At 51.8% G+C, this 24,710-nt stretch carries 22 protein-coding genes and 1 pseudogene; 8 read left to right on the top strand and 15 right to left on the bottom strand.

Features of this window, described 5'->3' with window-relative positions:
• Positions 1-155: 155 nt before the first annotated feature.
• Positions 156-629: pseudogene (locus PCH05_RS11400) on the bottom strand (isochorismatase family protein); the annotation flags it as partial.
• 439 nt (positions 630-1,068) lie between these two features.
• Here PCH05_RS11400 and PCH05_RS11395 point away from each other — a divergent pair.
• Entirely contained in the window at positions 1,069-2,229 is a 1,161-nt protein-coding gene (locus PCH05_RS11395; RefSeq protein ID WP_164766626.1) for a lyase family protein, read from the top strand.
• An 81-nt stretch (positions 2,230-2,310) separates the two neighbouring features.
• On the opposite strand, the gene rpoN is transcribed toward PCH05_RS11395, so the two are convergent.
• Positions 2,311-3,618, bottom strand: a complete 1,308-nt coding sequence (rpoN, locus tag PCH05_RS11390; protein ID WP_246049486.1) for an RNA polymerase factor sigma-54 — start codon at positions 3,616-3,618, stop codon at positions 2,311-2,313.
• 101 nt (positions 3,619-3,719) lie between these two features.
• Positions 3,720-5,267 carry an L-glutamate gamma-semialdehyde dehydrogenase gene (gene pruA, locus PCH05_RS11385; RefSeq protein ID WP_127602506.1) on the bottom strand — a complete coding sequence of 516 codons (1,548 nt, stop codon included), beginning with the start codon at positions 5,265-5,267 and terminating at the stop codon, positions 3,720-3,722.
• A 178-nt stretch (positions 5,268-5,445) separates the two neighbouring features.
• Between pruA and PCH05_RS11380 the strand changes: the two genes are divergently transcribed.
• The 5 genes from PCH05_RS11380 to PCH05_RS11360 all read left to right on the top strand — a co-directional run bounded on the left by PCH05_RS11380 (position 5,446) and on the right by PCH05_RS11360 (position 10,667).
• Positions 5,446-6,366, top strand: coding sequence for a proline dehydrogenase family protein (locus tag PCH05_RS11380; RefSeq protein ID WP_127602505.1), 921 nt, complete (start codon positions 5,446-5,448; stop codon positions 6,364-6,366).
• Positions 6,367-6,452: 86 nt separating this feature from the next.
• Positions 6,453-8,198: a sigma-54 interaction domain-containing protein gene (locus PCH05_RS11375; RefSeq protein ID WP_127602504.1), complete on the top strand. Its 1,746-nt coding sequence runs from the start codon at positions 6,453-6,455 to the stop codon at positions 8,196-8,198.
• 154 nt (positions 8,199-8,352) lie between these two features.
• Positions 8,353-8,667: a hypothetical protein gene (locus PCH05_RS11370; RefSeq protein ID WP_127602503.1), complete on the top strand. Its 315-nt coding sequence runs from the start codon at positions 8,353-8,355 to the stop codon at positions 8,665-8,667.
• 443 nt (positions 8,668-9,110) lie between these two features.
• Positions 9,111-9,905 (top strand): lipase family protein, encoded by a 795-nt coding sequence (locus tag PCH05_RS11365; protein WP_127602502.1) that lies wholly within the window; start codon positions 9,111-9,113, stop codon positions 9,903-9,905.
• Positions 9,906-10,067: 162 nt separating this feature from the next.
• Positions 10,068-10,667, top strand: a complete 600-nt coding sequence (locus PCH05_RS11360) for a YjgB family protein (RefSeq protein WP_127602501.1) — start codon at positions 10,068-10,070, stop codon at positions 10,665-10,667.
• A 110-nt stretch (positions 10,668-10,777) separates the two neighbouring features.
• Here PCH05_RS11360 and PCH05_RS11355 read toward each other — a convergent pair whose 3' ends face one another.
• The 6 genes from PCH05_RS11355 to PCH05_RS11335 all read right to left on the bottom strand — a co-directional run bounded on the left by PCH05_RS11355 (position 10,778) and on the right by PCH05_RS11335 (position 15,654).
• Positions 10,778-11,548, bottom strand: a complete 771-nt coding sequence (locus tag PCH05_RS11355; RefSeq protein WP_174806252.1) for a nucleotidyltransferase domain-containing protein — start codon at positions 11,546-11,548, stop codon at positions 10,778-10,780.
• A gap of 42 nt (positions 11,549-11,590) precedes the next feature.
• Complete coding sequence (locus PCH05_RS11350; RefSeq protein WP_164766625.1) at positions 11,591-12,784, bottom strand: GIY-YIG nuclease family protein; 1,194 nt, start codon at positions 12,782-12,784, stop codon at positions 11,591-11,593.
• Positions 12,784-13,122 carry a hypothetical protein gene (locus PCH05_RS27270; protein ID WP_164766624.1) on the bottom strand — a complete coding sequence of 113 codons (339 nt, stop codon included), beginning with the start codon at positions 13,120-13,122 and terminating at the stop codon, positions 12,784-12,786. Before PCH05_RS27270 ends, PCH05_RS11350 begins: the two co-directional genes overlap by 1 nt.
• 200 nt (positions 13,123-13,322) lie before the next feature.
• A complete protein-coding gene (locus tag PCH05_RS11345; protein WP_127602498.1) occupies positions 13,323-13,988 on the bottom strand; it encodes a spermine/spermidine synthase domain-containing protein in 666 nt (221 codons plus the stop codon).
• Between the two features lie 122 nt (positions 13,989-14,110).
• A complete protein-coding gene (locus tag PCH05_RS11340; RefSeq protein WP_164766623.1) occupies positions 14,111-14,554 on the bottom strand; it encodes a hypothetical protein in 444 nt (147 codons plus the stop codon).
• Positions 14,555-14,805: 251 nt separating this feature from the next.
• The gene (locus PCH05_RS11335; protein WP_246049482.1) at positions 14,806-15,654 is read right to left on the bottom strand and encodes a sulfite exporter TauE/SafE family protein; all 849 of its coding nucleotides are present in this window, start codon (positions 15,652-15,654) and stop codon (positions 14,806-14,808) included.
• Positions 15,655-15,892: 238 nt separating this feature from the next.
• Between PCH05_RS11335 and PCH05_RS11330 the strand changes: the two genes are divergently transcribed.
• Positions 15,893-16,513, top strand: a complete 621-nt coding sequence (locus PCH05_RS11330) for a DUF1796 family putative cysteine peptidase (RefSeq protein WP_127602531.1) — start codon at positions 15,893-15,895, stop codon at positions 16,511-16,513.
• A 142-nt stretch (positions 16,514-16,655) separates the two neighbouring features.
• Here the strand turns inward: PCH05_RS11330 and PCH05_RS11325 are convergent, their stop codons facing one another.
• Positions 16,656-17,708 carry a hypothetical protein gene (locus tag PCH05_RS11325; protein ID WP_127602495.1) on the bottom strand — a complete coding sequence of 351 codons (1,053 nt, stop codon included), beginning with the start codon at positions 17,706-17,708 and terminating at the stop codon, positions 16,656-16,658.
• A 370-nt stretch (positions 17,709-18,078) separates the two neighbouring features.
• Here PCH05_RS11325 and PCH05_RS11320 point away from each other — a divergent pair, with 370 nt between their 5' ends.
• A complete protein-coding gene (locus PCH05_RS11320; RefSeq protein WP_127602494.1) occupies positions 18,079-18,579 on the top strand; it encodes a hypothetical protein in 501 nt (166 codons plus the stop codon).
• Position 18,580: 1 nt separating this feature from the next.
• Here the strand turns inward: PCH05_RS11320 and PCH05_RS11315 are convergent, their stop codons facing one another.
• The 5 genes from PCH05_RS11315 to PCH05_RS11295 form a co-directional block, all read right to left on the bottom strand.
• Positions 18,581-19,444 (bottom strand): tetratricopeptide repeat protein, encoded by an 864-nt coding sequence (locus tag PCH05_RS11315; protein ID WP_164766622.1) that lies wholly within the window; start codon positions 19,442-19,444, stop codon positions 18,581-18,583.
• Between the two features lie 22 nt (positions 19,445-19,466).
• Positions 19,467-20,642 (bottom strand): winged helix DNA-binding domain-containing protein, encoded by a 1,176-nt coding sequence (locus tag PCH05_RS11310; RefSeq protein WP_246049481.1) that lies wholly within the window; start codon positions 20,640-20,642, stop codon positions 19,467-19,469.
• A 270-nt stretch (positions 20,643-20,912) separates the two neighbouring features.
• On the bottom strand, positions 20,913-21,833 hold the full coding sequence (locus tag PCH05_RS11305; protein WP_127602492.1) for an N-acetylglucosamine kinase: 921 nt from the start codon (positions 21,831-21,833) through the stop codon (positions 20,913-20,915).
• Between the two features lie 41 nt (positions 21,834-21,874).
• The gene (locus tag PCH05_RS11300; RefSeq protein ID WP_127602491.1) at positions 21,875-23,440 is read right to left on the bottom strand and encodes a glycoside hydrolase family 3 protein; all 1,566 of its coding nucleotides are present in this window, start codon (positions 23,438-23,440) and stop codon (positions 21,875-21,877) included.
• A 61-nt stretch (positions 23,441-23,501) separates the two neighbouring features.
• Complete coding sequence (locus PCH05_RS11295; protein WP_127602490.1) at positions 23,502-24,641, bottom strand: exo-beta-N-acetylmuramidase NamZ family protein; 1,140 nt, start codon at positions 24,639-24,641, stop codon at positions 23,502-23,504.
• Between the last annotated feature and the right edge of the window lie 69 nt (positions 24,642-24,710).

The raw sequence follows: 24,710 nt of genomic DNA, 5'->3' as shown, positions 1-24,710 counted from the left end.
TATCGGCTCATCCGCGTGTAAAATCCGGTCGACGGTCGAAAAAAGGAACGTTCCTCATTTAACGAAGAACGTTCCTTTGAGTTTTTCTATGACTAGGAGTCCGCGCCAAGGAAAGCCCTGGCGAATCCGCGGCCAGGGCCTTCCTAACGATTCTTCTATTCCAGCATTCCGGATACTTCTTTGCTTGTCCGAATCCGGCCGATCCTCGGGAAAATATGCTTGCAAACATATTCATGTTCTTCCCGCGCTGATGCGGTCATGGCATCCTCGGCAAATACCTGTTGATAGCCGTGCTGATAAGCTTCCCGTGCGGTCGTATCCACACCGATCGACGTCGAAATACCGCACAGCACGATCGTGTCAATACCGCGCCGGCGCAGCTGCAGATCCAGATCCGTCCCGAAAAATGCTCCCCACTGCCGTTTGGTGATCACATGCGCTTCCGGATAATCGGCAAATTCCGGAATCAGGTTATCCCAACCTTCCGGAAGCTGCATAGCCCCCATGTTCATATCTGTTTTGGGTCTCAGCATGTCTTTGCCGTCAACCGACGACACCTTTACGAATACGACAAAAGCGTTCTTTTCCGTGAATGTCTTCACGAGCTCGGCGGCATTCTCCACCACCTGTGTGGTGGAATACGGCCCGGATGCTGAACCCTGCCCTCCACAACCGGATACGTTTTGGGTCCGATCGTAATACTTCCGCCCCCTCCGGTCACTAAGATCAGCTCATGATGCGTGAGTGTTCTGGAAAATTTCCGCGGCTGCCTCATGGGCTCCCTAATTTTTCTGCCATTGCAATAATGAATGTGGAAAAAAAGCTGGTTACTATGCATACATCCCTCCGCCTACCAAGTACTGACATGCTCAGCGCGCCGGCCAAGCTTTATGCTTCATTATACTGAAAAAGCGGATGAAGATAAAAAGTGCCTCCCGTCTAACCAAAGCCAATACCCCATGCATAATTGGCACGGAAATTGCTTGATTATGTGGTATCACCCGCAATGGTTCTGAAAAATTTGAAACCGCTGACATGATCAATAAACGATGCTCGGAGGGAAAGCGTATGACCAGAATCGAACAAGATCGTCCAGGGGCACGAAAAGTCCCCTCCCATGCTTATTACGGCATCCAAACCCTGCTCGCCGCTGAGAAGCTACCTGTGGCAGGCATACCGGTTCATGAAGAATGGATTGCAGCGCTGGCAAATGTAAAACAGGCTGCTGCACAGGCTCATGTTGATCTAGGTACTCTGCCGCTTACCATCGGAAGATGCGTGATCAAAGCGGCGGAGGAGATCCGGACTGGCAAACATTTGCAGGAATTCATCTTGGATGGAATCCAAGCCGGCATCCACGATGCCTTAAATACCAATATGAACGAGGTCATCGCCAACCGGGCGCTCGAATTCATGCTGGAGGGCAAAGGGAGTTACGAAATCATTCATCCGGAGAAGCATGTCAATTTATCGCAAAACGCCCATGGGCTGATGTCGGTGTCTTTCCGGATCGCTGCCCATTCATTGTCTCAAGAACTGATCCGGTCCACGGATCGGCTGATCTCCTGCTTGCTGGACTACGAGAAAACAATGGATAAGCTGCATTCACCTTCAAGTCCCGCTCCGACCCCAGGAACGATTCCGTGGCTCGGCCGCCAATTCGGCAACTCTGCCCGGAACCTCCTGCGGGATATGAAGGAAATGGTCAAGGCTTCCTCGCGGCTGCAAACCGTCGATCTGAGCGATGCGCTTATATCCAATGAACCGAGCGGGGAAGCGGAGTTCATTAAAACAGCCGCCGCCTATTTAACGAAGCAAACCAAGCTCGATATTCTCACAAAAAATAATGTCATGGATTCGCATGGAAGCCATGAAGCTCCGCTTGATCTTTCTACCGCGGTGCTGAATTGCGCATTGGTCATCTCAAAAATAGGCAGCGATGCTCGTCTGGCTGCCGCAGTGTTATCGCAAGATGACACCACGGATCAGGCTCTGAGCATCCGAGCGATTTCCGAATCGGCAGCGATGCTCGCACAAATCGCTTTTCAGGCTGCTGGTTTGAACCATAGCATCCGCCTAGCCGCAGAATTCGGAATGGCTGACCAGGATGGCATGCCTTCATTGATGGCGCTGAATCTCTTGGAGTCCATGAAACTGCTGATCAAGGGAATGGAGTCCTTCACCCTAATGCTAAAGATGGACGCCGAGCAGCGAATTCTCTACCGGTAATGAACTGCCGGGAAGGACTTGGGCAAGATCAATAAAAAGGACTGCTTTCAGACCGATGCGCTCTGAAGGCAGTCCTTATTTTTATAGTTTCCTTTTTCGGGTCGAGGAAGATCCCATCTTGAGTTCTTCACGGTATTTGGTCACGGTTCTCCGGGATAGCCGTATGCCCTCCGCCAGCAGCAAAAGGACGATTTTTTGATCCGAATAAGGGCAGCTTTTGTCCTCCGAATCGATCAGTTCTTTGATCCTTACTTTCACCTTCCGGGAGGATGCCGGATTTCCATCCGAGGTCGGGAGCCCGGCCGCAAAAAAGTATCTTAGCGGGAAGACGCCGTGCGGAGTTGACAGAAACTTGTGATGAACCGCCCGACTGACGGTTGACTCATGCATTTCGAGCTGACGAGAAATCGTGCTTAACGTCATCGGTTTCAAGCCCTGAACGCCCTTCATCAGAAAATCCCGCTGCTCCTCCATGATTGCCCCGATGACCCTGAGCAAGGTTCGCTTACGGAGCTCTACGCTTCGGATGATCCCTTGCGCCGACTTAAGGCATTCGTTCATGTACGAAGATGCTACGTCGGAATGATACAGCCCGGCCCACTCCCTGTATTCGCTGCTGATCGATATCCGGGGTCGGCTTGAAGGATGCAGTGAAACAGTAAAGCCTTCTCTGTGCGTTTCGATCATAGCATCCGGCACGATATATTGCGGTTCAAACGCGATCATTGATGATCCGGGCCGTGGATTCAGGCTTTGAATATAGCGTAGGGAGGTCATCACCTGTTCTCTTGTTATCTTCAATGCGGAAACGATACGTCCGACATTTCCACTGGCCGCTTCCTGCAAAAGTTCATGGACGATGCTGTAGGCGAATGGGTCGCATGCCGGATCTCTGACGATTTGCAGCAGCAGGCATTCGCGCAAATTTCTGGCCCCTATGCCTGCCGGCTCCAGGGATTGCAGCTGATCAAGCGCTTTCAATATAACCGCCTCGGAAGAATTCAACCGGGCTTCAATGTCCGTTAACGTCATCTCCAGATAGCCGTCATCATTCAGGTTTCCGGCCATGTAAGCTGCAGCATGATACACCTCTGCAGGGAGAGACAGGAGACGAAGCTGGCTTTTCAGCTTCGCCTCCATCGTTTCCTCCGCCTGCTGCACATTCCAGAACGGATCGTGGACGGCGCTAGTTCCCGAAGCGATCTTTCGCCGGGATGCATGAACTTCCATGGTGCTTTCAAGCTCAAGGACCGGGTTCTCTGTCGCCTGTTCCTGCAAATACTGCATCAGCTCATAGCCGGGCAACGATAAGATATGGATGGACTGCTTCATTTCAGGAGTGATATTCAGTTTCAAGCGCTGGTCTTGCACCAGTTGGTAGCCAATCAACGAAAATCCCTCCCTTAGAAGGTTCATCTTTGGAACATATTCATTCCTTCCACTATACTCAAAAATTCCCGAAATGATCAACGATCCGGCTGTCTAAAAATTTAGAATCGATCCGACACCAGCTTCGCTTGCGTAAAGAGCAGCAAATAATCGCGTCCCCCTGCCTTCGAATCCGTACCCGACATATTGAAGCCGCCGAAAGGATGGGTGCCGACCAAAGCGCCGGTGCATTTGCGGTTGAAATAGAGGTTTCCGACGAAAAAATCGCGTCTGGCTTTTTCCAGATGGGTTCCATTACGGGAGATCACCGCTCCGGTCAAACCGTAATCGGTTTGATTGGCGAAAGCAATCGCTTCATCAAAGGAACGTGCCTTCGTGAAAGCAACGACCGGCCCGAAAATTTCTTCCTGCGAAATTCGCGCCGTGGCGTCCACATCCGCAAAGATCGTTGGCTCAATGAAATATCCGTTCGGATCGCCCGTACCGCCTCCCAGCACCAGACGTCCCTCCTGCTTGCCGATTTCAATGTATTCCAGAATCTTGGCATAGGCTTTCTCATCGATGACGGGACCGAGATTCGCGGAAGCTTCCGCCGGATTGCTCATGATTAGCCGGCTTGCACGTTCCACGACTTTCTCCAGTACGGCGTCGTACACTTCCTCATGGACAATGACGCGGGAGCAGGCCGAACACTTCTGTCCGGAGAATCCGAATGCGGACTGCGTAATCGTATCGGCTGCCAAATCCAGATCGGCTTCCTGATCGACCACGATCGCATCTTTTCCGCCCATTTCCGCCACGACGCGTTTAATCCATTTTTGACCCGGATGCGTTTTGGCCGCCCGTTCGTTAATCCGCAGACCCACGTCGCGGGAGCCGGTAAAGCTGATAAACCGCGTCAGCGGATGATCCACGAGAACATCGCCGACTTCCCCGCCCGGACCCGGAAGGTAGTTGACTACTCCTGGGGGCAAACCGACCTCTTCCAGCAACGCCATGAATTTCGCCGCGATGACCGGTGTCGTGCTGGCCGGCTTCAGAACGACCGTATTGCCGGTGACAAGCGCAGCCGTGGTCATCCCGGCCATGATGGCGAGCGGAAAATTCCATGGCGGGATAACGACGCCCACCCCCAGCGGAATATAATACAATTCATTCTCTTCCTCTTCATGAACCGTCAGCGGCTGAGGAAGGCTCAAACGCTGCATTTCGCGTCCGTAAAATTCGAGGAAATCAATCGCTTCGGCCGTTTCGACATCCGCCTCAACACGGGTTTTTCCGGCTTCAAACGTCATCAGCGCCGAGAATTCATGCTTGCGGCGGCGCAGGATCGCGGCCGCTCTGAACAGATACCGGGCGCGTTCGCCCGGATCGGTGCGTTTCCAGGTCTCGAAGGTCGCCGCCGCGGTCTGGATCGCTTTTTCGGCAAGGTCGGCGTTGGCTTGGGATACGATCCCGATCGTTTGGGCTTTGTTCGCCGGATTGATCGATGCAACCTTGCGGTCCGTCATGATCCGTTCCCCGCCGATAATCAGCGGATATTCTTTTCCCATCTCCGCTTCGACCTTCTTCAGCGCAGCGTCATATGCCAAATTGTTGCGTTCTTCCTTAAAGTTGACGAAAACCTCGTTTTTGAATTCTGTTCTCATAAATCCGAAACCATCCTCTCTCATGATTTGCGTTATTTCACCAGCACTTCTGACTCGATAAAGAACGAAGCAAAAACCATGCCAACTTTTTGCCGCTGCTTTTTGGTACGCATTTTGCTTGTTAGGAAATGGATGCATGTAAAAACGACATATCTAACATCTGAAAGGGGAACATCCCATGGATCGTACGGAATTATACCGAAAAGTGCTGCTCTCGATATCGGGGAACAAACAGGTCGAGAAGCTGACCCTGAAATACGGAAGGAAATTAGCTGGCAAATTCATCGCAGGCGATACGCTCGCCGAAGCACTGGACGAAATCGAAGTTCTGAACGGCAAAGGCATCATGGTTACGCTGGATCATCTAGGGGAAGGCATCAAGCAATTGTCAGAAGCCACCGGCTACAAGGAAGAATATATCCGGCTTGTGCAGGGCATCGCGAATCGCGGCGTTCGGTCCAACGTCTCCTTGAAGCCAACCCAGATGGGTCTTGCTCTTGATCCGGAGGCCTGCTATCACAATATCCGCGCCGTCGTCCGCGAGGCGAAGAATCACAATAATTTCGTCCGCATCGATATGGAGGATACCCCCTTCACGCAGGCGACGATCGATATCGTCCTCCGGCTGCATGCGGAAGGACTCATTAACGTGGGCACCGTCATTCAGGCGTATTTGTTCCGGACGGAAGAAGACGTGAAACGGCTTATTGAATCCCGCGTGAACCTGCGTCTCGTGAAAGGGGCTTACAAAGAGTCCGGAGCGGTTGCTTACCAGCATATGAGCGAGGTCATAGACAATTACAAGAAAATCATCCGCATGCATTTGGATCAAGGGGTATACACTGCCATCGCTTCGCATGACGACCGCATCATACAATGGGTGAAGGAATATGCCGCCCAGAACGGCATCCCTAAGGATGCGTTCGAATTCCAGATGCTGTACGGGTTACGGATGAACGACCAGGAGAAATTGGCCAAGGAAGGCTATCGGATCCGCTGCTATATGCCGTATGGCACCATGTGGTATCCCTACTATACGCGCCGGCTGGCCGAAAAACCCGCGAACTTATGGATGGTCGTCAAAAATATGTTCAAATAACCAGGAGGTAAACGTCTAAAAAGATTTACAGTGAAAATCAGGCTGGGTATAATGTCCCTATCAAGGCAACTATAGGGGGCAGCCGAATGAAGCATCTATTGCCCAGTCTGGAACATCTGATGCGGACCGATTACAGAATCATCGATCAGGCGGACCTGGCAGCGCTCCAAGCTTATCGTTCTGATCAGGAGAATGATCCTGTATTTATCGCAAAAGAAACCGGCCAATATGGCCTTCTGCTGCAGTCCGCAGCGACGAGCGGCGGTGATCCGCATATCATCGATGTCCAAACGGTCCAAGCGGACGAACCGCTAAGCGGCATCGCTTCCGCCTTTCCCTTCTGCTCGCTTGCGCTCGTTGTAAAGGACGGACACCCCGCCGGCTACATCACGGCGCCCGATGCGATCGAAGCATCTGTACAAGCGCACCGATATCTCGAAGCCTATTTCTCGACGGCTTTGGAAGCGCTTAATCCAGATGTCGCGATGACGCTGATCAATGAGGAGGGGCATGTCGCTGTCTGGACCTCGGGAGCGGAGCATATTTTTTCGATACAAAAAAACGAGATCATCGGAAAGCCCGCGTCGGATTTTTTCGCCGTCGATCGTCTGCAATCGCTCAAAACGCTTCAGACCGGCGAATCGGTTCACCGGATGCAGCACCGTCCGCGCCAAGATATGTTCGTCCTGATCAATTCGAGTCCTATCCAATTGGATGACCGGATTATCGGAGCGGTTACGGCGGAATCCGACCTGACCACGCAGATGAGGCTGCATCAGGAATTGCTTCAGATGACAAGCAAGGTCCATCACCTGCAAAAGGAAGTCGCGATGCTCAGTCCTTCAAGCGATCCATTCCAGCACATCAAGGGAACCAGCAGCACCCTTAAAAACAGCATCGATACCATCAAAAAAATCAGCACGACAAAAGCAACGGTTCTCATTCAAGGCGAGAGCGGCACCGGAAAAGAGCTGTTCGCCCAGGCCATTCACAATTCCCGCGAACAAGGAAGCGCTCCGTTTATTGCCATCAATTGCGGAGCAATCCCTGCCGCCCTCTTCGAAAGCGAGTTGTTTGGTTATGAGCGAGGCGCCTTCTCCGGCGCCGATCCCAAAGGAAAAAAAGGAAAAATCGAGCTCGCCAACGGAGGCACCCTGTTCCTGGATGAAATCGGGGAAATGCCATTGGATATGCAGGTTAAAATGCTGCGTGTCCTGCAGGAGAAAAACTACTTTCCGGTTGGCGGCACGCAGCTGAAAAAAGCCGATTGCCGGATCATCGCCGCCACGAACCGCGATTTAAAAAAAATGATTGCGGAGAGCACATTTCGCGAGGATCTCTACTACCGGCTGAACGTTGTCTCCCTGGACGTCCCTCCCTTGCGGGAACGCAAGGAGGATATCTACGAGCTGACGCAATCCTTCCTGCATGAATTCTCGCTCGTATATGGGCGCCATATTCAGTCCTTCACTCCCGATGTATTCGAGGATTTGCTCCAGTATGACTGGCCGGGCAACATTCGGGAACTGCGGAATACGATTGAAAGGCTCGTTATATTTTCCACCGACGGGGAGATTCAGCGCGAATATTTGCCGGCCCATATTTACACAGGAGATAAAAAGCCGTCAGCGCCTTCTGCGGCGGACGACTGGAGGATGTCAGATCTGGATGGCGCGGCTTTTCAAGCCCAGCTGGATGAATTCGAACGCAAGCTGCTGCGGCAAGCCTTGGAATCGGCGAATGGCAATAAGCTTGCGATTGCGAAGCAGCTCGGCATTTCCAGGGCCACGCTGTATAACAAGCTGAAACGGCTAAACCTATCATCGTCCTGAATGTACGTTTTCTTAGACACTGCAAATTCAATATTCTAAAATTTTAAACACTTCATTCATAAACGACCGCCAAGAGATGTAAACATGGCGGTCGTACTCTATTTGCTTCCGTTCCATGCCGTGCATCAAGAAACGAACCGAAAGGAGATTCAAGATGAGAAGCTCCGTCCGTTATGCACTGCTGCTGATACTGCAAGTGGTTTTTGTTTTTCTGGTGGACATCACTACATTTCGGTATAGGCCCGGACATGCCATATCCGGGAACGGGAATCCAGGTGTCATTGCGCTGGTTACCGCATGGATTTTCTTCGTGCCTTTCCTTGCATGGACCATTGTTTGCGCCCGCCGCTTCACCGCCCGCAGTCCCAAGATATTGAAGCAAATCCGCTGGCCGCTCCTTATGCTGTTCTTGTTACTGATCATGGCGGCATGTGAAATCGCCAAAATTCAAGCCTATAGAGCGGCATGAAATGGGTTCACCAACAACCCCCGGTCGGTGGTATTTCATTTCGGATGGATTCATCAATACAGCAACGTTTTGTTTTATAACGGATACATTGTGGTTGCAGGCATAAGTCTTTCTTTGTTGATCGGATGGGGATATGCAAAGATATCCTCTCAAAAGTTATCCTCCCATTCATAACGATTATCCTAAGCTCAGCTCATCCCATCCTTTTGTTTGCTCAACTCCGTCATCCCCGCATGAATGGCTTCCTATATGTCTCGATCACGCTACCAATCTAGCAATGAATTGAACAAAATTGATTATGTTCTCCTTGAAATCCGTGATCCGGCAGGCGAATTTAGTATTCTTCCCGGTACATTTATCCACCTTTCCATGCAAAACGCCCCTCTCAGAATCACCATCCGGTGCGCTTCTTAATATAGTGTACTAGAAAGGGTGGGATGCGCATGAGCACAAAAGACGATTTGGAAAAACGGGCCTTGTTTCTGGCGGCCGTCTGCGGTCAGACCTATGACCAGTTCATGAACAAGGACGGTTCCTTCGTCGTTCCCTTGAATTACGCCGTCAGGCAAACCATTGAAGCGAATTCCATTACAAGCGAATGGGAGCGATTCGGATTTATCCTTGAATCTCCCGAGGAGATCATCATTGCCTTCAGGGGAACCATCTCCACGACCAACTGGATCGCCGACGCCATCGCTTCGCAAACCAGATTTCCTTATCTTCAGCAAGAATGCTATACCCACCGCGGCTTTACAGACATTTACACTTCCGCGCGCAGCCAAATTATTTCCTCGCTTGCTTTGATGCCCTCAAATAAAACACTGTATGTCACGGGACACAGTCTTGGCGCAGCCCTGGCCACGTTATGCGCGATGGATGTTGCGGCCAACAGCAGCTTCGCTCCGTTATTGTTTACGTTCGGTTCGCCGCGCGTTGGTAATCCGGCGTTTGCGCAAGCTTTTACCCAATATGTGCCTTACAGTTATCGTTACGCCAATTTGTTCGATATCGTTACCTACGCCCCGCCTGCCGTCTATAAACTGCCGAAGCGCGACAAAAAATATTATTACACGCATGTCCACACCTCCCAGCCGCTTGGCTTCCAAAACGGTTCGGTCGGCGGCAACCATGTGATCGGGAGCTATTATACCGCGCTTTCCAAGCAGCAGCCCGAGTATTCTCTCGAGCTGGCTTCCGCTACTCCGGGTCTCTGTCCGGGCTCCGATACGGGTTCTTGAACCTATTCCCAGGCTACCGTATCAAAACTTTCATATCCTCTTCATGTATTCGTAACCCAATCCTGCTCTCGTTCTACTATCATGAATCATATCATCGGAATGCGAGAAATGATTGGATACAGAAAACATGTGGTAATTACATGCTACAAGGAGAGGATTTTCATGATGAAAAAACATGCTGCAAAAACAGCTATTATTGCGACCGCCATGGCGGGCGTCATCGGACTCGGCTCATTCGGAGCAGGTCAAAGTCTCTTGCCAATTCATCAAGTGGATGCTGCAGCGGCCAGCGCCAGTACCAATGACTATGCAGTGAAGCAGGCTCAAAAAACGCTGAACAGCTTCTATAAACCCGCTTTGAAAGGACAGTTCCCTGGAGCGGTAAGCGGACTTACCGTCGGTCAAAGCACAAAACAAAACGTCATCAAGAAAATCGGCGAGCCAACGGTTCCAGGTAAAAATACGGGCGCATTTGACGTATACGGCGCGGAAATGGGTAATCCCGGTTATGCGTTTGCTTATCAATCCAACAAAATTCATGAAATGCGCTATTTCGGCACCAACGTGGAACGCCAAACCAACATCGGCGGCATTACGATGAAAATGTTGAAGCAAAACTGGTATGCTCCGAGCGCCACGACAACGTTCAAAAACGGTAAATCGACGCAAACGAAGCTCACTTATCTCCGCGGAGACTACAAGCTTGAGTTTGTCTTTAACAGCAGCACCGAGTTGGATCATATCAACTTGTTGGCTAAATAATAACGTATGCCATAACGAAAAGGCAGCCCCAACCTGGAGCTGCCTTTTCGTTATCATACCCTGTGTCAATTTTACTCCTAAGCTCGTAGTCAGGAAGATGTGTTACTTTCTCACCCCCAGACTTTCAGCAGATATTTCCGAAACAACCGATCCAGCATATCCGTCGGATCCGAATGCTCTGCCTGCGCCTCCCCCGTGATCATGGTTAAATGCTGAATTTCGTGTTCGATATAATGATGGATGACATCTACGCGCCGCTCTAAACTCAGCTCTTCACCGGCGGTTTTCCGGCGGAGCAGCTCCTCAATGGCATGCTGAAGCTCCGGTTCGCGGACCAGATCGTCAACTAATTCGTGAAACAGGATCGGAGGGGTGGTGTGGTAGGTTTCAATCCACTTGCAGGCCAAAATCGGACGCAGGGCATAAAAATATTTTTTGATGTTCACCCGCTCCCCTTGCAAATACGTTCTGAAATTGCCTTTGGCCATGTTTAAATAATGATGCATGGATACTTTTGCGGAGAAAACGTGTTCCTTCAGATCCAGCATATCAGTTCTGAATCCAAAAGCCTCTGCGTAGACGATGTCCGAAACCAGCCATTCGAGCAGCTGCGGATTGGATTTTCGGAACAGCTTGAGGGCCTTGCGGATGTCCCAGCCATGAATATCCAGCCTTTCGTTGATCGGCACCTCAATAACATCCCTTTTCTCGTCAATGGACAAATACCACTCCGGCTTTTGAATATAGACAAAACGAACATCGTAGTCGCTGTCCTGTGACGGAAAACCCCAAGCGCGGCTGCCGGATTCGACCGCAAACAAAACCTTGGCCGCATGTTCATTTTCAATATCTCGGAGTTTCTCAACAATAAGGTCGTTCACGTTCTTCATCTCCTTGTTACGGGTTCGATGGTTCTTCCGCTGTTAATTATTGCCTGCCGAATGGCCTGGATCCAGTACTCTTGCTCCTGATCGTTTTGTCGCAGCTGACTGATTTCCTTCTCCACTGCTTGCAGCCTGGTCCCTTTCATTTCCCTGTACTTTGGTGAGCCATGCATCGAGTTCCTGCACAAGACGCGGCTCCCCTTCCTGCACAAGCCATTCATTCGGAATTTCCAGCACATGGTGAGCCTGCTGCTGAAGATAGCTGTATATGATTTGCGCCTCATCGATCTCATCCCTGCCCACCTCAGCGGCGTACGCGGTCTCATCGAGCTTGAAATACGCCTGAACGAGGTATTCGAGTTGATCCCGTAGATGCTTTTTTCGATCACCCACCTTAAATTTTCCGCTATACAGAACCGAGGTCCTTTTAATCAAAAAAGGCTTGATCGTTTCCTCGTCCAAGGCTTCGTAGATGATCATGTTCCGGTTCTCCTCCGCGAAGCCGATCACCTTTTCCTTCTGCCGCAGCACATGAACGGACTGGATCGCGTCCCGGTATTTCGCCGCCTTTTCAAAATCGAACCCTGCTGCCGCTTCCGCCATCCGCTGCTCCATATCATCCAATAAACTCGAATCCGATCCATCCAGAAGTCCGGTCAAGCGGTTCATAAGCTGATTATACTGCTGAAGCCCTTCTCCGCCGAGGCACATGCCCAGACATAATCCGAGCGAATGATTCAGGCATGGCGACACCGCACCTGAAGCCGCATGGCTGCATGCGATCCGGAAAATTTCCTGGACTCGCAGCAGCGCTTGCTCGACCGTGTTTCTGCTCGCGGTGTAGGGACCGAAAACCAGGCTGTCCACTTCAGGCGAAGGATGATGAGTAACCTCGATACGGCGCAGCCCTTCCTTTTGGGGTATCGTAATATACGAATAAGACTGCGGATTTTTCATTTTTCTGTTGTACATCGGCTTGTACTTGTGAATGAGACTGCATTCCAGCATGAAAGCTTCAAATTCCGTATCGGTCTGAATCACCTCAAGATCCTTAACATGATGAACGAGTTTCTTGATCTTCGGCGAATGCGATTTGCTGTTATAAAAATAAGACTGAACTCTTTTCCGCAAACATTTGGATTTCCCCACATAGATGACGCCTCCTTGCGCATCTTTCATGAGGTAGACGCCGGGTACCAGAGGGAGGCTTTGCACTTTTTCAAGGAGCTCCATTACGTCATCATCCCGGCGATCCGGCTGATTTCCTCGGGGTATGGTTTCGCGATCCGCGCTTTGCCGAGATTGGATTTCATGATTTGATGAAAGCGCTTGTCTTCCGTGGCAGCAAACTTGGATAACAACGCAAACCCTTCTTGCCGGAGCCGTTCGGCAAAAATACTGATCGCGTACTCCAAGCCCTTGGACAAAACCTGAAAATCCTCTTTTGTTCCCGATACCCGGTCTGCGTGGATATCCTCCATGATGCGGTACCATTTTTTCAGCTCGGTTTCGTTCTGTGCTTGTCCCAGGAATTTCAGCATATCTTCCCTTCTTTTGCTATTCGCAGTCATGAATACTCCCTCTGCTTTCAATTATATATTGAAGTCGTTTACGACGCTCTCGGTCTATCATTACGGTATTAGTTTACTAATGTTATGGCTTGCATACAAGCAATCGGCAACCGCCTGAATCCATGAGATAGAAAAAAGTCTGCAGAGAAGATCTCTGCAGACTTTGGGAATCGTGTCGTCTGGAAAATAAAGCAGCGTGTTTAATGCGCTATTTTAGGCGAAGCTGCCAAATAAATATAATCGGGTTCTCCCCGCTCCTGCGGAACGGATTCCACCGTGACCTCAGCAAAAAAGAGCTTCAAAAAGTCGACGAATTGCGGCGAAGCGGTTGCGCTCCAAAAGGTCAGGACTCCGTCAGGACGCAGCAGCCTGATCAGTGCGGCGATGCCTTTTTCCGAGTACAGGCCGTTATTCGATTCCGAGACGGTCCAATCCGGACCGTTATCGATATCCAAACAAATGGCATCATACGTATCCGGAGCATCCTCCATCCATTGTACCAGGTCCGTATGGATCACATGGGTTCGGGGATCCTCCAGTGCATAACCGGATAACCGAGCCAGATGCTGGCGGTTCCACTGAATGATCACGTCCTCGATCTCAACAACATCCACCTGAGCGACCCTCGGATCGGATAACGCTTCCTCCAGAGAAAAACCGACGCCCAGCCCGCCAATGAGCACTTTATGCGGTCGCCTGCATCTCTCCAAAGCATTTCTAACAAGCAGTCGTTCCGATTCGCCGTTATATGTTGCCATCAGAAAAGTACCGTTGTAAATGATCTCGTAGTGATTCTCTCTTTTTTGCAGTTGAATGTCTCCACGTTCCGTGTGGCTGCGTTCAATGATTTCCGGTGCGATATTCATGGTTCCTTACCTCCCGTTCTGGAATGAGATAAATGCATGTGTCTCACTTCTATTATACCCTTATCATTTTCTGATAGCCTTGCCGAGCATAAAAAAAGCATCTTTAAAGCCCGTTATCGGCATTAAAGATACTTCGACTGATCATTCTCCCTGGGGCCCGAATAGATCATGGTTTTATGAACTTTCCCTGTCATGCGCGGATAGAGTGCTTCATACACATAAGCTTCACGTTCTTCGGTATTCTCGAATTCAATCATCACTTCTGCCGCGTCTATTTTAGCCTCGCTGTATCGTAAGATCACATTTCCGAAAATGGTAACTCCAATAAATATGAATATGTAAATGGAAGCGATGGAATGTAACGACAAATTGGCTTCAATGATCGAGGCGAACGTCAACAATAAAGCGGGCATCAATAAAATAAAGCTCAGGACGATGATATACTTGCATAAGACATGAACGATGTTGCTTCTCACCGCCGAAGCTCGAATGCGTCTGGGACTTTTTGAAATATAAGACTTACTCGCAAGGTAAAACATCCGGTTATAGCTGTTGGGGTGTCTCAATTACATTTTCCTCCCGTTTCATCCCATCATGGTTAAAACATGTTCCGTGCCATAATTTAGCATATTATTCCAATTGCTCGGACTGCTAATGTATTCGGCAAATGTAATAATATTCCTTCATTTTCGAAACAGGAGGCTGTGACATGCCAAAAAAAAGCTCATTCCTGGCTCCTATGCGGAGTCGGGAATAAGCTTCATGGAGAATGGAAGGCAAAATCAGATTGGAGTCCTGCCGTCTCATAGGATGTTCGTCACATCCTGCCACGGGGAAGCATCAACAGAATCCCAAGACCAATAATGATCATAAACAATATACGTTCGAATCTTCTTGCAGGAATCCTTTTGCTAAAAAGGACGCCAAGCCCCGTTGCGAGAAGAATAGCCGGTAGGGAGTACGCATATAACACAAACGCATCCGAAGTCCATAATCCGCCAAGCGCATGACCCGCGACAACGAGTACCCCGGATATCAGAAAATGAGCCTGCAGCGTACCTCTCAGCCGTTCGGGAGCCCACCGCCGCAACGTGCCATAGATCATGACCGGTACGCCGTTGATGTTATAAGCACTGCCAAGCACGCCGGCAGCAAATCCGAATGGCCAAACCCATCCGCGGCTGACCAGGAGAGGCTTGTCCGAGGTTTGGGATAGTCTGCTCTTCATCAAGCAATAAACACCGTACCCCATCAAAAAAATCCCCAGTCCGGATGTGATGATATGGGAAGGAATGGACTTCAGCACGTATAGCCCGACGGGAATGCCGATCACCGTGGAAATACCCAGTCGGATGAGCACAGGTCTTTCAATGTGACGCCAGCCGCTGAATACTGTTAACACTGCAACCGTTAATCCCGCCAACCCGATCAAAGAAACGGATGTTTGGAGAGGAATCGGCAGCAGCGTCAGCAGCGGCATGCTGACAATCGCCTCCCCAAAGCCGAACATGGATCGCATGAGCGAGCCGATAAATACCGCGAAAACGGCCAACGCAATCAGGCTCGCCGTCATGATCTGCTCTCCACGCTTGACGCGTTCAAGGCGTTTATGTCGATTATTACTGTTCGCCGCCCATTCATTATCGTTTGTTGCATGAATTCTCACCTCCTTTGTTCGTCATCAAACCATATCATACCTATTATCATATGAAAATACCGTTTTTAACGCACTACAGATAACCTATAACCTATCGAAAACCATCATTCAAAGCAGGGATATTCATTTCAGGAAAACACAGCTTAAAATCGATTATACAGCGTTTGAGAAGCCCTCTATTAATCCAACCCTTCGACAATGGAAAGGAATAGAATAATAGATCTTCTATAGGAGGTGAATCGATGTGATGAATCGAGCCTTCAACACCATTTTCAGCCTTGGGCACAGCTGCCAGGTCGCCTCTCAACTCCGCCGCAATCGGCTGCGGAAAGAAGCCGGTCCCCTGGACTGGTTCAATTTCGCCCAAACTTCCGAGCTGTGCAGGGTACTGCGCAACCGTTTTCAAGGCTTCATGGAACTGGAAAACCTGGAGGTATACGGTCAATCCCAAAACTCCCATTACATTCGCGACCGATTCACCACCTGCCTCTCATTCCATGATTTTCGGAATGATCCGGTCAAACCGCCCCTTCATGACTATCGCGAGTTTAAGGAACGGTTGACGAGGCGGACGCAACGCCTTCTGTCGGTTCTATCTTCTGCCGAAGATACGCTGCTGATCCGTACGATTGCGGACGAGCGTGAAGCGTGGAGCGTCGTGAATACGGAAACCTACCCAAACCCCAATGTCTATTTTTTGTTCGCGATTCCCGGCAACGGATTCCCGCTCCGTATGCTTCCGAGCAGTCAGGAACGCGTGATGATCGTGGAGATGCCTGCCGGGAGTACATGGGAGGGCGATCACAATGCGTGGAGAATCCTGCTTCAGAGCATTCGGCTAAAAGATTATGACGCGAAACGCCACTGAACATGCTTACGGCGACGGTATTGCGGCGCATGGCGATGGCTTACAGCGAAATATTCCAAATCAAAAAGCCTGAGCGAAATGCTCAGGCTTTTAATCTTGTAGGCGATCTTCTATCTTCCATTCCAGCAGAGGACATCGCGCCTTATTCCGCAGGTTCATCATGGCGAATCTCCGGATGCTTCCGCATGATGTCTTCAGCGATTTCTTTTAATGTAGGAAGATAACTAAGCGCTGCTGCTACCCGGTCGAGAAAATCCTGCTTGGCTGCCAGCCCCAAGTCGGCAAGGAGATCGCAAAACAGCGGCCTCAGCGCTTCCGCCTCGGACGGCGCATCGCAGCTCAATATGTAATGGCATCTCGCATACGTTGCCGTGATCCAAAATGCCGCTTCGCGCCAATTTCCGGCTTCAATCAATTCCCGGGTGCCATCAATGGCAATTGGACGCGCTGCCGGCGTAATGTCCGAGCTGAAAAAGAAAGGCGTATGGGCCGCTTCGGCGGCAGCGTCGAAGGTCTGCTCCAACCCGCGCAAATGCTGCACCGCCTGTTCCGCGGTCCAATCCTTGCTGCCCAGGAAGTCCAGGAGCTCGGGATACGCTTCTTCACGTCCAAAGTCCTCCAGTACGCTTCGTGCCGCCAAATAGCGAAGCCTGACCGTCGGATTGCGAAGCCCTGCCGCGAGCAGAACATGCGCCATGATTCCCGTCGGAAATAACCATGACATGACAAGTTCATGAAGCGGAGACGAAACGTCAAGCGATCCCAGTCCGTTTTCGATCCTCTCGATTGCTTCCCGGTAGCGCCGATTGACCCAATACACCTCGGTAAAACGCCCCGATACCTGCTCAAACAGCCGAGTCAAATGCCCCGTCGGATCGTCGATCAGCGTATGGACGCGAAAGCTTCCGGCGAGATGGTAAGATGACAGCACCCGGTCTGCGGATTCGAGTTGTTCATAGGTAAGAAACGTTACCTCAATCAGCGTATCCCGATAAATGAACTTGCCCAGCTTCGGAGGAGCCGCATCGCCCCTAAGAACGACAACGACATCCACGTCCGAACCAACGGCCAAAGACTCATGATCCGGACGACCCACCGTGGACCCGCTGAAATAAGCTCCCATATACCCGGCTAGACGTCTGCCGTGGCGCCTGACCCAATCCGCCGCAGCCTCCCGAGCGAAACCGATGTTCATTGCCCCTCGCCTCCTCGATCGATGAATGATGCGATTCCAGTTTATCCGTCGGAGCATCGGTGCGCAAGGAACCCCTTCCAGCGACAAAGCATTCGTCAAAAAGTATTCGCCTTATGCGACCGCTTCTCTAGTCTACGTGGGATTACATGGCTCCATGCGCTCTTCTTGATCATCCATTCAAAACATCAAGGTACAGCTACCCGACCGCTCCCCATCGGATGGAAATGCCGTTATTTCTCGGGCAATCGCATAAAATCTATCATTTCGACGTTTTCTCCCATGGGAAAAATAGAGCTTTCAGCCGTTTCAAGAAAGGTTTATCCGATTTATAATTTCATTATCATATAATGAAAGAAAAGAGGTTCATCACATGAAAGACAAAGTGAAAGGCCTGGTTCTCGGCATCGTTCTCGGCTCCATGGTAACCGGTGTGACGGCTTTTGCAGCCAGCGGGACAAGCATCCAGGTGTTTTGGAAAAACATCAATCTGTATATGGACGGTACCCAGACCAAAACCGCGGATGTTTTTATTTATAAGGGGACAACTTACGTGCCGATCCGCCCCGTATCCGAGTCCATCGGCAAAGATGTCGCTTTGCAGGGTAATGATTTGTACATCGGCAAACACCCCCTCACTACGGTCATCACTGAAGACAAAGCCATGGAGCTGGTCTACCAGAAAATAAAAAAAGACGCCGACAAATATCATCTGGAAATGATGATCGACAGCGCCGATGACAAGGAATATTCCATACACGTTTTCGAGGACCTTTCGGACCATATTGCCACATATGGCTGGTATAGCGTCACAAAAACGACCGCGAAAGTCTATCAAGAGGATATGATCACTGGGGAAAAGCAAGAGCTCTGAGTCAACGCGCTTGTACGGCCAACTCCTTCAATCGTTCCACACGTGCCGGTTCATGCCCGGCCAGCCAGCGGTCCTGTGACAGCAGTTCGTATGCCTTGGCAAAATACGGCTTGGCGTCCTCCAGCCGATCTAACGACAGCAGGCATTCAGCCGTTTCCTCGTAAACATAGCCGTCCTGCTCGGCCCCCTGTTCGATATCAGCCAGTAATTCCTGCTGGATTTCCAGCGCTTCTTCCGTCCGTCTTATCAGTCTCAATACCTTTGCGATACTCCACTTGGCAATGAAAGTCGCACCCGGATTATCCTGCTTCCGGCGGAACGCGTAAGCGCGCTCGAATAAATCCAGAGCCTCCTCAAGCTCGCCCGCGTCCACCTTCGCCCACCCGATATTGTTGTACAGGGAGCCGAGCCAGCGGCTCGCTCCGGGATGCGCCTCGGCATGCGCCAGCGCCTTCAAATTCCAGGCCATGCGCGTCTCCGGCGTCAATTCGGCAATGCCCAGCATATGCGCCGCATCCACTGCATAGTCGTGCTCGCCGGCTTCGATCCCCAGATTCCAGGCTTCAAGAAACAGGGGAATCGCCTCCGTCTGTCTCGAGGAAGAATTAAATACCCGTACGCGCTCCAGCAAATAACGCACGCGGGCTGTCAGCCAGTCCTCCGCCAGCACCGCTTGCACCTCATCCAGCGTGTCATGCGCTTCGTCGAATTTCCCTTGAAGTCCCAGGGTGCGCGCAATTTGCGTCCGCAGCTCCGCAAGGTATTCTCCGCCTTCCCGGTTTTGCTTTGCCGTCAATTCCCGCCTGAACGCTTGCTCCGTCTCCGCCGGATGCCGATAATCCCATAGCTTATCAAAATCTCTCATCATACGTCTCCCCACCCCTTCTTTAGTTCACGCTATTTGAACCGGAATCATCCTCACGGACGTCCGCAAAACGAATTTCAGTATCGTGCCGCTCCGGGGCCGCAAATTGCAAAAGCTTCGAGCCCTCTTCCTTAAGCGCCTCCAATTGGCGTGCGTCGAGTTGCCTGAAAGGGGCGATATCCAGCACCGTCTTCGTTTTGCTCTCGCTCAGCTTCCATAGCCCGTGAACGAAGCCGTCGACCAAAATGACAGAACGGATGATGCCGTTGTTCGTAAAGACCTTCGTCCGATCCGCTTCCGACATCACCCGGGATCGATCCGCATAGGAGAGCAGCATTTGATCGAATTCTCCGAGAAAACGCGGCGGACTGGGCGTATCTGCAGAAGGCCTGGGAGCATCCGGCAGATCGAATAATTCATGCCCCGCTTCATCATGGAACACCGCCAGTACGGGGCGCAATCGATCCACTACCGTTTTCAGCTTGGTGAGGCCCGACCAGGTCTGAATGTCCTTCACAGTGGCCGGTCCGAATGCCGCCAAATAACGCAAAACGATCGAATCCATAGGCGCAGGTTCGCGGGCCTCATTTCCAAGCCATGCCTCAGCAGTCGTATAAACGGCTTGGCCGCTTTTCCCCCATAACCCCCGGGGTGGTATTTGCACCAGCGGAACCTTGTTGCGGATCACCATGGCCAAGGCTTCCGGATCGCGGCCGTGCCACTGCATCGACAGCTTTAGGCCCAGATCCTTTAACGTTAATGGCTCCGTCTCTACGAGCGTGCGTCCAGCCTCAGCAATGTAATTCAAATCCAGCTCCGCAAGTTTTTTACCGTAATTCCCCATGAGTCCCCGTTCCAGGACAGGCTCAACATGTGGCCTTAACCGTATCGCGTCCTCTGCTGAAACCAGGTGAATCGTTGAGCGCATAAGCGCGATTCGTACGGATTGTCGGCTCTCGATTAATCGCGTTAAATCTTCTTGGCGAAAACCTTCAATTCTCGTCCACAACGCAAAATACGGCGAATGCGGGGCCTGCGCCTGCAGGCCAACGAGATTGCCGATCACTTCCGGCGCTGGTAACGCCGAGCGTTCCAGCAGCATTTGTCTTGCCAGCAGGGCACGATTGAGCGCCTTCATGGTCAGGATCTCGCATGGCTCGCTGACGCTAGGAGTATCCGGCTTGCGTGGCTTGACCAAATAAAATCCCCCTTGTTCCTACGTATGTATTTTTGTTATTACCAATATACGTCTTCTAGAAGATATCAGCAATCGGAGGAACCCTTCATTCTGCAGATCATAAAAAGACCCCTTTTCAGGGGTCTACGTGTGAATCCATTTACACTCCAGCATACTTATGAAGCGGGCGCGTGCCCGTTATTTCTTTCATCATCGCTTCTCGGCACGTTGGAAACCGCTCCGTGGCTCTGCTTGAACCATTCCGGCGGAGCCCTTTTTCGTCCGCAATGCCTATATTCGCTTTTGCATCTGTTCCAGCGCCATCAGCACCGCACCCATGGCGGCATCGCTTTTCGGCGTAATGCATTCCATTTCCGGATAACGCTCATGGAGCTTCTGCCTGAACTTCGACTGCACAAAGGTATTCTTCAGCAGTACGCTGCCCGTCATCGCCAGGCTATCCTTCTGAAGCGAAAGAGCTTCCGCAACCGGGATAACCAGCTGCAGTAACGACGATGCGCTCTTGTCCACGATGTTGAGCGCCGTTTGATCCCCGGCCGCACAAGCCTCTGACAGAATAGGCGCGACCGCGGCGATATCCTTTTTATGGGTACGCTTGTCATACACAAAGCCGACGATTTCCTGCACGGAGCCGATTTGCAGCTGACGATATACCAGCTCGGTGATCGCCGTCTCCGGTATGCGGCCGTCACAGGCCTGCACCACCGCACTGAGCAGATCCCGGCCGATGGCGTACCCGCTTCCTTCGTCATCGATCAGATGCCCGTAACCGCCTGCACGGTGAGACTGGCCGTCCTTGTTTTTGCCGAGGCAAATCGAGCCGGTACCCGCGATCAGTATCATGCCGTCGGGTCTTTGATGGGCTCCATAAAGCGCCGTTTCATGATCTCCGGTAATATGGAGGCCGCCTTCGTACCCTCCGCCGCGAATTTGAGCCTCCAATCGGCTCGACACGCTCGGATTGCTCACGCCGGCAGCGCCTACGCATATTTGCGCGCAGTGCTCGATTCCGCCGCAGGCTTGGCCGATTTTCCCCACGATTTCATGCAGGTGTGCGGCAACGCTGGCTTCGTCCTGGCCATTATAATTGATGGCACCGGAAGTAAAGCTGCTGACCACATTCCCCTGCTCATCCGTTACCGTAACGGCGGTTTTGGTGCCTCCGCCGTCCAAACCGGCTGCATATTTCATTGCTGTCACATCCTCGTTCATGTGCTCCCGAACGCACGAAATTATGAATTGAGATTCAAGCTCAGGCTCAGTTTACCCGTCGGCTGCTTCTCTCCGCTCAAGATCCGGATGACCGACTGGATCGCCAGCTTCGTATATTCGAAAGCGGCCAAGCCGCAAACGCCGGCTTCCAGCAATTCCAAATCGTACGGTTTGCCAAGCGCGACTGCGGTCACCCGATGGCCGGCGGCTGCAAGCTTGTTCGCCAGCTCAAGCTGGCCTGCGTTATCACAGGCGTTATACAGGCCGATGACGACATCCGAGCAGCCTTTAGCCGCCTCCAGCAGCCGCTGCTGTTCTTCCGCGTCCGGATTTAAATCCATCACCAGATGCCGGGCTCCCAAAGCGGCTCCCGCTTCGGCCGGGAAGCTGAGCTCCGCACTCGCTAAGCTGGAAGCCTGATCCGGACGGTACGGCAGGCTGCCGATGATGATCGTCCCTGGCGCGTGAGGAACGACCGGTGCAAATGTACCGCTCACATGGCAAATGCTTTCCAGGCTAATAGACTCGGCTGCGCGCCGGTTCACGGCATGCTCCGCTTCCGTCATGCCTCCGTCCTTGACTTCGCCATATTTGGCCTTGTACTGCAGCACTTTCTCCACCGCCTCATCCACGATGGCTATCGGCAGCTCGCCGGATTGAACCGCTTGCTCGATCCGTTCCACCGCATCCATCACAAGCTGGCCGGAATGGCTGATGAACAGCAGATGCACTCCCGCTTTGAGCGCCCCGACAGCCCCTTCCGCCGTACCGTAAAATTTCTGGATCGCGTTCATTTCAAGGCAGTCTGAAATGACAAGCCCCTGATAGCCCATTTTGTCCTTGAGCAAATCGGTGATAATCGTACGCGACATCGTCGCAGGTACGCCGGATTTCTCAATCGCCGGGAACAGGATATGCGCGCTGGTCAACGCCTCAGCGCCGCTGTCGATAGCTGCCTGAAACGGCTTCAGCTCCAGCTCCGCAAGCGCTTCAAGCGATTTGTCGATCGAAGGCAGTCCCAGATGGGAATCCACTGCCGTGTCCCCGTGGCCCGGAAAATGCTTGATGGCAGCCAGCACGCCGCCTTCCTGTAGGCCGCGCATCATTTGCAGGCCGTATTCGGTTACGACCTCCGCCGTATCTCCGTAGGAGCGCACGTTGATTACCGGATTTTGCTTGTTGTTATTAATATCGAGCACCGGTGCCAGATTGAAATTAATACCCAGCTCGCGCATTTCGCGGGCGGTTATCCGCCCTGCCGCATACGCGTTCTCCGGGCGTCCGGTCGAGGCGATCGCCATCGCCCCGGTTACGTTCACCGAATCTTTGGGCAAGCGCGTTACCCGTCCGCCCTCCTGATCAATGGAGATTAGCGCCGGATGGCCGGTTTGCTTCGTGATTTCATCCTGCAGGTCGGCGCATAAATTCCTTACTTGCTCCCTATTCATCACGTTATGCGCGAACAAAATGATATTTCCAATTTTATAGTCGGCAATCAGCCGCTGCGTCTCGGCATCGATGTCATGACCGGGAAAGCCGGCGACGATGAGCTGGCCGACTTTTTCTCTTAGCGTTAGTTCTTTCATCAGGATCGGCTCCTTTTATCTCGGTTAGCTTATGGTGAGTACGTGCAGTAATGAATTGGATTTAGTACAGATGATATTCCGTCTTCAGCTTCGCGAACTCGCGGCTCTCCTCGCGGAATTGCTCCAGCAGGACATCTGCGTCAAGATTGTCTTGCAGGTACACGTTGTCGCCGCCCAGCAATTCAATGAACGACCTTGAATTTTCCTTCAGCGGCGGCAGGAACGAAAACTCCTCGTACCGGTTTTTAATCGTAGACAGCAGTCTGACGCCCGTTTCCAGCGGCCGGGCGGCACGGTAATCCATCATATGGATTTGCACGCCTCCGCACTGCTCCCCTTGAAACTTCGAGAAGGAAGGCTTGAAGTACACCGGACGGAAAATAACCCCCGGCAGCTTCAGGCTGTTCATGTCGGCCGCGAGCTGCTCCGCATCGATGAACGGCGCGCCGATCATTTCAAACGGAGCCGTCGTTCCCCGGCCTTCCGACAGATTCGTGCCCTCGAACAGACAGGTTCCCGGATAGATCAAAGCCGTGTTAAACCGCGGAATGCCTAAGGAAGGCATAATCCACTCGCGCCCGGTCTCCGGAAACAGCATCTTGCGGTCCCAGCCTTGGCAGCGGACGACATGCAGCTGCGCATTCCAGCCCATTTGTTCATTGGCCATCTTTGCCACTTCCCCCGCCGTCAAACCGTAACGAACCGCGAGCGGATACCCTCCGACAAAGGACTCGTAGCCTGGCTTCAGAATGTTCCCTTCCACCGTCACGCCGTCCAGCGGATTGATGCGGTCCAGTATGACGATCTCCTTGCCAGCCTTTGCGCAGTCTTCGAGTGCATACAGCATCGTATAGATGAACGTATAGTAGCGAGTACCGACATCCTGAATGTCATAGACGACCATATCGACTTCATCGAGCATTTCCTGGCTCAGGCGCTTGGAATCCTTACGGTATAGGCTGTACACCGGCACGCCGGTAATCGGATCCGTATATGTCTCCACCATGGCACCTGCGGCCTGATCGCCGCGCACGCCGTGCTCCGGCGAAAAAAGCGCGGCCAAATGAAAGTGATCATGCAAAATTTGGATCGTCGATACAAAATCCTTATTGAGTCCGGTCGGCGACGTAATCAGACCGAGTTTTTTCCCCTTCAACAAATGAGCGGCTTCCATGACCCTATCGATTCCGTTCAGAATCATCGCTGCTTCCTCCCTTAAGACCAGATAGTTTTGAAAAAAATGACTGCCGCTTCGCTGAATTCAATCAAG

The sequence above is a fragment of the Paenibacillus chibensis genome (assembly GCF_004001045.1).
GTDB classification, from domain to species: Bacteria; Bacillota; Bacilli; order Paenibacillales; family Paenibacillaceae; genus Paenibacillus_AQ; species Paenibacillus_AQ chibensis.
This window is presented reverse-complemented; position numbering and strand designations above follow the sequence as displayed.